This window comes from Kribbella sp., from assembly GCF_035655035.1.
In the GTDB taxonomy this organism is placed as follows: Bacteria; Actinomycetota; Actinomycetes; order Propionibacteriales; family Kribbellaceae; genus Kribbella.
The window spans coordinates 1-9,823 of sequence record NZ_DASRVN010000114.1 but is presented as its reverse complement, the minus strand read 5'-3'; the positions used below and the strand labels follow the sequence as shown (position 1 = coordinate 9,823).

Annotated in this window: 11 protein-coding genes; 3 read left to right on the top strand and 8 right to left on the bottom strand. The window is 69.0% G+C overall.

Features of this window, described 5'->3' with window-relative positions; translation table 11 throughout:
- Positions 1–105: LysR family transcriptional regulator (locus tag VFF46_RS06515; RefSeq protein ID WP_325036110.1), on the bottom strand; the 105-nt coding region annotated here is incomplete at its 3' end.
- A gap of 42 nt (positions 106–147) precedes the next feature.
- Between VFF46_RS06515 and VFF46_RS06510 the strand changes: the two genes are divergently transcribed.
- Positions 148–1,029 (top strand): nitrilase-related carbon-nitrogen hydrolase, encoded by an 882-nt coding sequence (locus tag VFF46_RS06510; protein ID WP_325036108.1) that lies wholly within the window; start codon positions 148–150, stop codon positions 1,027–1,029.
- On the opposite strand, the gene ispF is transcribed toward VFF46_RS06510, so the two are convergent.
- From ispF to VFF46_RS06495, 3 genes are read right to left on the bottom strand one after another with little or no spacing between them, the layout of a single operon-like run.
- Positions 1,019–1,429, bottom strand: a complete 411-nt coding sequence (ispF, locus tag VFF46_RS06505; RefSeq protein ID WP_325036109.1) for a 2-C-methyl-D-erythritol 2,4-cyclodiphosphate synthase — start codon at positions 1,427–1,429, stop codon at positions 1,019–1,021. The genes VFF46_RS06510 and ispF overlap by 11 nt on opposite strands.
- A 56-nt stretch (positions 1,430–1,485) precedes the next feature.
- Positions 1,486–2,184 (bottom strand): 2-C-methyl-D-erythritol 4-phosphate cytidylyltransferase, encoded by a 699-nt coding sequence (gene ispD / locus VFF46_RS06500; RefSeq protein WP_325036107.1) that lies wholly within the window; start codon positions 2,182–2,184, stop codon positions 1,486–1,488.
- Positions 2,185–2,217: 33 nt separating this feature from the next.
- Positions 2,218–2,703 (bottom strand): CarD family transcriptional regulator, encoded by a 486-nt coding sequence (locus VFF46_RS06495; protein WP_130446326.1) that lies wholly within the window; start codon positions 2,701–2,703, stop codon positions 2,218–2,220.
- Positions 2,704–3,001: 298 nt separating this feature from the next.
- On the opposite strand from VFF46_RS06495, the gene VFF46_RS06490 reads away from it, so the two are divergent.
- Positions 3,002–3,730, top strand: coding sequence for a hypothetical protein (locus tag VFF46_RS06490; RefSeq protein ID WP_325036106.1), 729 nt, complete (start codon positions 3,002–3,004; stop codon positions 3,728–3,730).
- A 122-nt stretch (positions 3,731–3,852) separates the two neighbouring features.
- Here the strand turns inward: VFF46_RS06490 and VFF46_RS06485 are convergent, their stop codons facing one another.
- From VFF46_RS06485 to VFF46_RS06475, 3 genes are all read right to left on the bottom strand, one after another.
- Positions 3,853–4,872, bottom strand: coding sequence for an iron-siderophore ABC transporter substrate-binding protein (locus tag VFF46_RS06485; protein WP_325036105.1), 1,020 nt, complete (start codon positions 4,870–4,872; stop codon positions 3,853–3,855).
- 81 nt (positions 4,873–4,953) lie between these two features.
- Positions 4,954–5,631: a response regulator transcription factor gene (locus tag VFF46_RS06480; RefSeq protein ID WP_141858161.1), complete on the bottom strand. Its 678-nt coding sequence runs from the start codon at positions 5,629–5,631 to the stop codon at positions 4,954–4,956.
- Positions 5,632–5,738: 107 nt separating this feature from the next.
- Positions 5,739–7,010: a sensor histidine kinase gene (locus VFF46_RS06475; protein ID WP_325036104.1), complete on the bottom strand. Its 1,272-nt coding sequence runs from the start codon at positions 7,008–7,010 to the stop codon at positions 5,739–5,741.
- Positions 7,011–7,206: 196 nt separating this feature from the next.
- Between VFF46_RS06475 and phoU the strand changes: the two genes are divergently transcribed.
- Positions 7,207–7,917, top strand: coding sequence for a phosphate signaling complex protein PhoU (gene phoU / locus VFF46_RS06470; RefSeq protein WP_325036103.1), 711 nt, complete (start codon positions 7,207–7,209; stop codon positions 7,915–7,917).
- A 59-nt stretch (positions 7,918–7,976) separates the two neighbouring features.
- Here the strand turns inward: phoU and VFF46_RS06465 are convergent.
- On the bottom strand, positions 7,977–9,823 hold a 1,847-nt coding region (locus VFF46_RS06465), incomplete at its 5' end, for a hypothetical protein (protein WP_325036101.1).

The window sequence follows — 9,823 nt, the reverse complement described above, 5'->3', positions numbered from 1 at the left end:
CTGTTTCGTCAACGCCGGCTGGCTGGTCGACGGCTCGGCGGCCGCCGACCCGAAGTTCCGCAGGCGGGCAACCGTGACGAACGCCCGGAGCAGCCGCAGATCCATAACTTCAGGATATGGAATCCGTGCAAACAGTGATTGGACGTCATGGATGCGTCGGCGTTTCGATGGCTGTATGACGACCTTCCGCGCAGCCGTTGTCCAGTTCGAGCCGACCCCGGACCAGCCCGCCGCCACGACCTGGCCGAGTCCGCCGACGGGCCGTCGGTCCGCCGGATCGTTGCCCTGGCCAAGGAACTCGACGCCGGGATCGGCTTCGGGTTTCTCCAGGAGGACGACGGTGTGTTGTTCAACGCGTACGCCGTGTGCCTGCCGGACGGGCAGGTGCACGTCCATCGGAAGCTGCACGCGTTCGAGCACGAAGCGATCGCGAGCGGGTCGACGTACACGGTCTTCGACACACCGTGGGGGTTCCGGGCCGGGGTGCTGATCTGCTGGGACAACAACCTGGTCGAGAACGTCCGGATCACGGCGTTGCTCGGTGCAACGGTTCTGCTCGCGCCACATCAGACAGGTGGGACCGACTCGCGCAGCCCGCACGGGATGAAGCCGATCCCGCTGTCGGTGTGGGAGAACCGGGGCACTGATCCCGACGCCGTCGAGGCGGCGTTCAACGGGCCGAACGGGCGGGAGTGGTTGCTGCGCTGGCTGCCGTCACGGGCCCACGACAACGGTCTGTTCGTCCTGTTCTCGAACGGCGTCGGCCGCGACGACGACGAGCTCCGCACCGGCAACAGCATGATCCTCGACCCGTACGGCCGGATGATCGCCGAGACCGCAGTCCCCGCCGAATCGGTCACCACCGCCGACCTGGACCTGTCCCTCCTCCCGCTCTCCACCGGCCGCCGCTGGCTCCGCGGCCGCCGCCCCGACCTCTACGCCCCCTTGACCCAACCTCAAGGCAACGAACTCGACCCCCGCACCGCCCGCTTCACGAAAGCCCCGGTCGAGCTGCCGGTTAGTAGATGAGGGCGGTGGCGATGGCGGCGATGCCTTCGCCGCGGCCGGGGAAGCCCAGGCCGTCGGTGGTTGCCGCGCTCACCGAAACCTCGGCGTCGCACGCGGCTGACAGGACCTTCTCGGCCTCTTCCCGGCGTACGCCGATCCGGGGCCGGTTGCAGACGATCTGGACCGTGACGTTGCCGATCTCGTACCCGGCGGCCCGCACCCGGCGCGCCGCCTCCGCGACCAACTCGACGCCGGCGGCACCGGCCCATTCCGGCTCGGAGGTCCCGAAGTTCGAGCCCAGATCCCCCAGTCGCGCGGCGGTCAGCAGCGCCGTACAGATGGCATGCGCGGCCGCGTCACCGTCCGAATGCCCGGACAGGCCGGCCGGTTCCTCGGGCCAGTGCAGGCCGGCCAGCCACATCGGGCGGCCGGGCTCGAGTGGATGTACGTCGACTCCGCTGCCGACCCGTGGCACCTTCACGACAGCCGCCTCTCCGCGAGCAGTGCCTCGGCGAGCAGGAGATCCTGCGGGCGGGTCACCTTGAACGCGTCCGCCGATCCCTCGACCGTCTGCACCGTGACCCCCAGGCGCTCGCACATCATCGCGTCATCGGTCACCCCGGCGTCCGCCCCGGCCGCATGCGCACGACGCAGCACACCGGGCTCGAATCCCTGCGGCGTCTGTACGGCGACCAGCGTCGACCGGTCGGGTGTGTCGACCACCTCGCCACCGGGCCCGACGACCTTGATCGTGTCGGTCACCGGCACTACCGGTACGACGGCCTGGGCCCCGGCTCGCACCGCCGCGACCACCCGCTCGATCGCGTCCACCGGAACGAACGCCCGGGCCGCGTCGTGCACCAGGATGCAGTCGATGCCCTCGACCGGAAGCACGTCCAGCGCCGCCCGTACCGAATCGGGCCGCTCGGCGCCACCGGCCACCACCAGCAGCCGCGCGTCACCGACGTACGGCGCCAGCTCCTTGCCGACCGACTCCTCGGAACCGGGCGGGACGGCGACCACGAAGCAGACGAGGTCGGCGGCGGACGCTGCCTTCAGGCCACGCACCGCGTGGACCAGCAGCGAATCGCCACCGACCTCTCGAAACGCCTTCGGTGTCTCACCACCAAGACGCAGCCCCAGCCCGGCCGCCGGGATCACGACCGCGCTACTCATGCAGGACTACGACTTCAGACTGTGTGAACAGTCTTAGGAGGCGAGGACCTCGTCGAGGATGGCCTCGGCCTTGTCCTCGTTGGTGTGCTCGGCCAGGGCCAGCTCGGAGACCAGGATCTGGCGAGCCTTCGCCAGCATCCGCTTCTCACCGGCGGACAGGCCGCGGTCACGCTCCCGGCGCCACAGGTCGCGGACGACCTCTGCCACCTTGAGCACGTCACCTGAGTGCAGCTTCTCCAGGTTCGCCTTGTAGCGTCGCGACCAGTTGGTCGGCTCCTCCGTGTGCGGTGCACGCAGCACGTCGAAGACGCGCTCCAGGCCGGCCTGATCCACGACGTCACGCACGCCGACGAGATCGAGGTTGCACGCGGGGACCCGGACGACCAGGTCGTTCTGAGCGACGATCCTCAAGACCAGGTAGGTCTTGTCCTCACCTTTGATCTGACGGGTCTCGATGTCCTCGATGACGGCCGCTCCGTGATTGGGGTAAACAACCGTCTCGCCGACTGTGAAAGTCATGTGTGAAGTGCCCCTTTCCAAGATCTATCCTACCACGTGACGCGTGGTCCGGTCGGGGCGTTTGCGCTGGTCAGGGCCCACTTCCCGCCTTGACAAACGGTCTCCGGCATGCCACGTGCGTATGTGGGCCGTTGCCTCGGACATCGGTGATGAGCATCCCGGCGTCCGGCCCGCGACGGCCGAGGGCTACGCTTTGGGGCGCCGGAGGCCGCTGCCTGACGGTGGCGGCCATAGGTCCAGGATAGGCCCACGGTTGTCAGCACACAGTGCCGAATCAGCTTGCACGAGAGGGATTCCAGTGCCGATCACGTTGTCCTCGCGGTTCGCCCGGCGCGCCGCGCTGGCGGGTGCCGCCGCCACTCTCAGTCTCGCGCTGGGGGCGTGCAGCGCGAGCTTCAATGCGCCGACCCTGCAGCCGTACCAGGCTGCCGAGGGGACGAACCTCGAGAGCGGTCAGATCAAGCTCCGCAACCTGCTGGTGCTGGCCGACTCGGCGGGCAAGGGCGAGCTGCACGGGGTGATCGTCAACGACGGCACCGACGCCGACACCCTGGTCGGCATCTCGCAGGCCCCGTCCGGCACCCAGGACGGCCAGGACGGCAGCTGGCAGGCCGGTCAGGTCACGTTCTCCGGCCTCAAGGGCCCGGTCGAGCTGCAGCCGGACTCGGCCCTCATGCTGGCCGGCACCACCGCCGCCGAGGCCTCCGCCAACCCCGGCGCTTCGGCCAAGCCCGGCACTCCGGCCAAGCCCGGCGCTTCGGCCACCCCTGGTACGTCGGCCACCCCGGCCAAGCCCGGCGCTTCGGCCACTCCCGGTACGTCGGCGACGCCGGCCGGCCCGACCGAGACCCCGACGGCCTCGATCCCGGGCGCCGAGGACAACGGCCCCGCGATCACCGTCACCGGCGCCCTACCGGGCCAGATGGTCAACGTCACCGTCACCTTCGGCAAGGCAGCCCCGGTCACCGCGTACGTCCCGGTCCTCACCGACGACCACTACTCCCCAACACCCCCGCCGGCCCAGTAACCCCACCGGCCCAACACCCCCGCCGGCCCGGTAACCCCACCTGCGGGTAACCCCACCCGCGGGCGCCCGGCCGTTTCAGTGGTTAACCACTGAAACGGCCCGCGCGGTCGGTTGCTGGTGACTCAGTTCTTGGTTGCCGCGGCCGCCTTGGACAGGCCGGGGATGACCTTGTCGAGGACCCACGGGACGCTCAGTACGCTGACCGCGCTCATCCCGGAGATCACCTGCTGGTCCTGCAACGGGTACGCACTACCGCTCTTCACGGCCTTCAGCGACGAGTAGACCGGGTCGGACAGGAACTTCTGCGTCCCGATCCCGTCGACGTACGCGATCAGCACGTCGGCGTCCACATCCGCGACCTTCTCCTTGCTGACCGTCATCGAGAACTCCTTCTTGGAGTTGGTCTTCTCCAGCGCCTCGACGCCGGGTGCGTTCTTGAAGCCCATCTCGTTCAGGATCTGCACCCGCGGGTCGCCGGGCATGTAGACGTAGTTCTCGGCGCCGAACGAGCCGACCGTGATGGTCTTCCCCTTGAACTCGGGGTGCTCGGCCGCGACCTGCTTGATCTTGTCCTGGATGCCGGTGATCAGCTTCTCCGCGTCGGCCTTCTTGCCGAGCGCCTCGCCGACCAGCAGCGTCTGGTCCTGCCAGGTGGTCTGCCACGGCGCCCCCGGGTACGCGACGGTCGGCGCGATGTCGCTCAGCGTCTTGTACGTCGCCGCGTCGAACCCCTCGTACGGCGCCAGGATCACGTCCGGGTTGAGCGCCGCGATCTTCTCGAACGGGTACTTGTCGCCGGTGTCCAGCAGCGTCGTCTTCGACTTGTCGAACTTGTCCGCGTCCCACGCGGTGACGCCGTCGGCGGTCTGCCCGTAGGTGACCTTCGGCATCCCGACCGGGGTCTCGCCGAGCGCGTAGACCACGTCCTGGGCGTTCCAGCCGAGCGTGACGATCCGCTCCGGCTTCTTGGTGATGGTCGTCTCGCCGAACGTGTTCTTCAGCGTGACCGGGAACCCGGAGGACGACGTACCGGCCGATCCGACGGCCTGCTTGTCGCCGCCGCTGCCGCAGGCGGCCAGCGTGGTCGTGGCGAGCAGCACCGTGGTGACGGCGCTGACGACCTTGGTACGGGACCAGGACATGAGTGACTCTCCTTAGCTTGCCTCAACTAAGGAGAGCCTAAGCTAACCCCACAGGTCGTCGCGACCCGCAGGGGGTGTGACTCAGGACTCGAACTTGTAACCGAGGCCACGCACGGTGACCAGGTGCTGCGGGTTCGACGGGTCCTTCTCGAGCTTGGAACGCAGCCGCTTCACGTGTACGTCGAGGGTCTTGGTGTCGCCCACGTAGTCGGCGCCCCAGATCCGGTCGATCAGCTGGCCGCGGGTCAGCACCCGCCCGGTGTTCCGGAGCAGCATCTCGAGCAGCTCGAACTCCTTCAGCGGGAGCCGGATCTCGGTCCCGCCGACCGTCACCACGTGCCGCTCGACGTCCATCCGTACCGGCCCCGCCTCGAGGGTGTCCGGCAGCAGCTCGACGTCCTGGCCACGGCGCAGTACGGCGCGCACGCGGGCCAGCAGCTCCCGCGGGCTGTACGGCTTGGTGACGTAGTCGTCCGCGCCCAGCTCGAGCCCGACGACCTTGTCGACCTCGGTGTCCTTGGCGCTCACGATGATCACCGGGACGTTGCCCCGGCTGCGCAGCGCCCGGCAGACCTCGGTGCCGGACAGGCCCGGCAGCATCAGGTCGAGCAGGACGATGTCCGCACCGGCGCGGTCGTACTCGTCCAGCGCGTCCGGCCCGGTCTCCGCGACGGCGACCTCGAACCCTTCCTTGCGCAGTACGTACGACAGCGCGTCGCTGTAGCTCTCTTCGTCTTCGACGACCAGCACTCGGGTCACGAAGCTGTCTCCTTTGCGATCTAGCGGTCTGCGTCGCGGGATGCTTCAGCAGCCGCGGTGTCCGGGCGGGTGCATCGCAAGGCGGAGGAGGTGCCTCGATGCGGGTTTCATCGTGGCTCCTCCTCCAACGCAGCGAGGCGCCTGTCCGGGCGCCGCGGCTGCGAAGGATCCTGCGATGCAGACCGCCTACCTGACGGGGTGGGCGCCAGGTTTGTGGCCGCCTCCTCCTGGACGGCGGAGTCGGTCTGGCCCGGTGCGGGTTCGAACCGCAACGGGAGTCTCACGGTGAAGGTGGAGCCCTGGCCCTCGACGCTCCAGACCCGGACGTCGCCGCCGTGGATCGAGGCGATGTGCTTCACGATCGACAGGCCGAGCCCGGTGCCGCCGGTCTCCCGGCTGCGGGCCCGGTCGACCCGGTAGAAGCGCTCGAAGATCCGCTCCAGGTCACTGCTCGGGATGCCCACGCCCTGGTCGGACACCGTCACCTCGACCAGGTCGCCGATCGGGTGCGCGGCGACCGCGACCCGGGTGCCGTCCGGGCTGTAGTTGATGGCGTTCTCGACCAGGTTGCCGATCGCCATCGCCAGCTGGTCCTCGCTGCCCAGCACCTCGAGCTCGGGCTCGGTCTTCACCACCAGCTTGATGTCGCGGTCCTCGGCGTCGATCCGGCAGCGGTCCACCGCGGTCTCGATCACGCCGTTGATGTCCACCGGTCCGGGGTTCTCCAGCGGGTCGTCGCCCTGCAGCCGGGACAGCTCGATGATCTCCTTGACCAGCCGGCTGAGCCGGGACGCCTCGACCCGCATCCGGTCCGAGAACCGCTGCACCGCCTCCGGGTCGTCGGACGCCTCGGAGACCGCGTCGGCGAGCAGGATCAGCGCGCCGACCGGGGTCTTCAGCTCGTGGCTGACGTTCACGGTGAAGTCCCGCCGGATCGCCTCCAGGCGGCGCTCCCGGGTCCGGTCCTCGACCAGCACCAGGACCAGCTGGCTGCCCAGCGGCGCCACCCGGGCACTGACGTACTGCGTGGCGCCGAGCCGGCCGCGGACGATCTCCAGGTCCTGCTGGCGGATCTCCCCGTCCCGGCGGACCTGGCGGACCATCGTCAGGATGTCGTCGACGACCAGCCGTTCACCGCGGACGATGCCGAGCACGTGCGCCGGGGCGCTTGCCTGCAGCACCTGGTCCTCCGGGCCCATCACGACCGCCGAGGACCGCAGTACCGACAGCACCGTGGCGACGCCGGCCGGGACGATCGGCTCCGGGGACTCCGGGATCTTGCGCTGGGCCCGCTCCGACAGCATCATCGCTCCGAGCGAAAGCAGGGCCAGGGCCGCGCCGATGACGCCGCCCAGCACCGCAGCCAGCGTGGGGTCCACGGCATCGATGCTACGCGGGCAACCAGCAGGGAAAGACCGAATGAGCACCGGATGACCGGGACACGACTCAACTGTTCATCAGGCGTTCACCACTCGTCGCCGTCCGGCAACCTCGACGGCATACGGTCACCGGTGGGCGGGTACCTTGCTGGTGCCCGACCGCGGCACCGGACACCACAGATCGGATTCGAACACCATGCGTGACAGCTACCACGAGCAGCTCGACGACATCCTCGCCGAGCTGGAGCGGATGACGCGGACGGTGTCCACCGCCGTACGCCGCTCCACGGCCGCCCTGCTGGAGGCCGACATCCGCAAGGCCGAGGAGGTCATCGCGGCCGACATCCAGCTCGATGCCGCCGGCGAGGGCGTGGAGGAGAAGGTCTTCGAGCTGATGGCGCGGCAGTCGCCGGTCGCCAACGAGCTCCGGATGCTGGTCGCCGCGCTCCGGATGGTCGCCGACCTGGAGCGGATGGGCGACCTGGCCGCGCACGTGTCGAAGATCGCCCGGATGCGCTACCCGGCTCCCGCGATCCCGGACGAGCTGCACGACGTGATCGAGGCGATGGGCTCGGTGGCCGGCAAGATGGTCGACGCCGCCGGTGACGTGATCGCGTCCCGCGACGTCGAGGCGGCCGCCAGGCTCGAGGCCACCGACGACGAGATGGACAAGCTCCGCTCGAACCAGTTCCGCCTGATGATGGACGACGCCTGGCCGCACGGCGTCGAGGTCGCCGTCGACATGGCGCTGCTCAGCCGGTACTACGAGCGCATCTCCGACCACGCGGTCGCGATGGCCCGCCGGGTCGTGTACCTGGTCACCGGGGAGCTCCCGGTCGCCGTCGGCGGCACCGCGGCCGGCTCCGGCGCGGGCGCCTCGGCCCCGAACCCGAACGGCAACGACTGATCGTCCGACCGACAGGCAGGCGCCCCCGGCAGATGGTTGCCGAGGGCGCCTGTTTCGTTTCAGCGAGCGATGTCGATCGCCGCACCGAGCGGTGCGTCCGCCGACAGCTGCCACGCCGACCGGTTCTCGAAGCCGGGGTTGTGGATGTCGAGGTTGATGCCCTCGACGTGGTCGAACCCGACGACCATGCCCGGGCTGGTGGCCGCCCCCCGGGTGCAGATCCCGAACTGGATCGACACCGTCTTCTTGCCCTTCACGAAGTCCGTCACGTCGATCCCGCCCTGGTGGTCGGAACCGTTCATGTAGAACCACGGCCAGTAGTCACCGGCGTCACGGGACCAGATCAGGTGCCCGTCGACCCACAACTGCTTGAAGATCTCCCCGAACCGCGCCTGCTCCGGATCGATGTGCCAGAAGGACACCTCGTACCGCGGCTGACCGGGCTTCACCTTGACCTGCTGGCTGGCGGTGGCGCAGGTGTTCGCCGCCAGCGGCCCGTTCGGCACGGTGAACGCCAGCCGGCCGTTGCCGTACATGGCCTGGTTCTCCGGCCCGATCCGTACGGAGTTCCCGCGCGGGCCTTTCACCGGCACGAACGGCTGGCCGCGGTACCGTGCGTACGCCGTACCGATCGCGTTGAAGATCCGCGCCGGGCGGTCGATCGAGAACACGTCGATGTACGGCTGCATGGTCGGCTGGTTGCGGGTCAGGTCCCAGTCCTGGTTCCGCTCGAAGCCGCCGTTTCGGACGACCACGCCGTGGCCGGTGACGTCGTCGACGGTCCAGTCCAGCGGCCACCAGCCGACCCCGTGCTGATCGAACAGCCGGAACGTGACCTTCGCGGACGTCTTGCCCTGCAGGGCTTTGGTCAGGTCGACGGTTGTGGTCAGCCAGGTGTTCTTGGCGTCGTCCTCGGCGTCGCTCTGCCAGACCACCTGGTCGTCGACCAGCAGCTGCTTCATTTGATAGCCGCGTAGACCGCCCTGATCAGGATCCCGGTCCCGGAAGGTGATCGACCGCGGACCGTTGCCGGTGACAACCATCTGCTGGGAGGCGGCGGCGTAGCTCCCGTCGGTGGTCGCGGTGAAGTTGCCGACGCTGAGGCTCAGCCAGCCGTTCCCGGAGTACCCGTGGTAGTCCGAGTCCGGTTGCTGCAGATCCGTCCGCACGGGGGCGCCGTACGCGATGATCCCGTCCAGGCGGCCGTCGGTGAGGTACGGCGTGGCGCGTCGCATCACGTCCGCGACGTACCGCTCGTCCGGCGGGATCATGCCGTCGAGGAACCGCCCGGTGTACACGAGCAGCGCCAGGCTGAGGCCGGCCGGGCGCAGTACGTCGAGGGCCGCGTCCACGCGGGGTTCGAGCCAGGTGGGGTCGATCGAGCTGTTGACGTAGCCCGTGTACGGGAAGATCACCCCGTCCAGGATGCCCTTGATCTTGTCGGCGGTGGCCGGGGTGATGTCCCAGTTGTAGAGCGTCACGTACCACTTGAGGTGCGGGTTGACCGCGTTCATCGCGGCGCGGATCTGACCGAGGTAGTCCTTGGTGAACAGGTTGCTGTTCGACCCGACCAGGAAGTCGTCGATGCCCCAGGACTTGACGTTCGGGTAGGTCAGCGAGAGCTTCGCGATCTCGGTCGCCCAGCGGACGTAGTCCATGTTGAACGGCCGCGAACAGCGCCCGTCGAGATGCCGGGCCGAGTTGATGTAGCACTCCGACGGCGGCACCAGGTACACCATCACGTCGATCCCCGCCCGCGCCGCCGCCGGCGCGAACTCCAGCCGCAGGTCGTCCCAGTCGGTGGCCTTGTCCCAGATGCCGAACGTGTACATCGTCGCGTGCATCTGCTGCAGCCGGCGGATCGTCGCCGGCGTATCGATATGCCGAAACCCGTCCGCCCGCGGGG

What these genes read in the sequence shown, in the direction of transcription:
- VFF46_RS06510 (WP_325036108.1), top strand. Translation starts at nt 148, where the DNA reads ATGGATGCGTCGGCGTTTCGATGGCTGTATGACGACCTTCCGCGCAGC.
- ispF (WP_325036109.1), bottom strand. Translation starts at nt 1,429, where the DNA reads ATGTGGCTGGCCGGCCTGCACTGGCCCGAGGAACCGGCCGGCCTGTCC.
- ispD (WP_325036107.1), bottom strand. Translation starts at nt 2,184, where the DNA reads ATGAGTAGCGCGGTCGTGATCCCGGCGGCCGGGCTGGGGCTGCGTCTT.
- VFF46_RS06495 (WP_130446326.1), bottom strand. Translation starts at nt 2,703, where the DNA reads ATGACTTTCACAGTCGGCGAGACGGTTGTTTACCCCAATCACGGAGCG.
- VFF46_RS06485 (WP_325036105.1), bottom strand. Translation starts at nt 4,872, where the DNA reads ATGTCCTGGTCCCGTACCAAGGTCGTCAGCGCCGTCACCACGGTGCTG.
- phoU (WP_325036103.1), top strand. Translation starts at nt 7,207, where the DNA reads ATGCGTGACAGCTACCACGAGCAGCTCGACGACATCCTCGCCGAGCTG.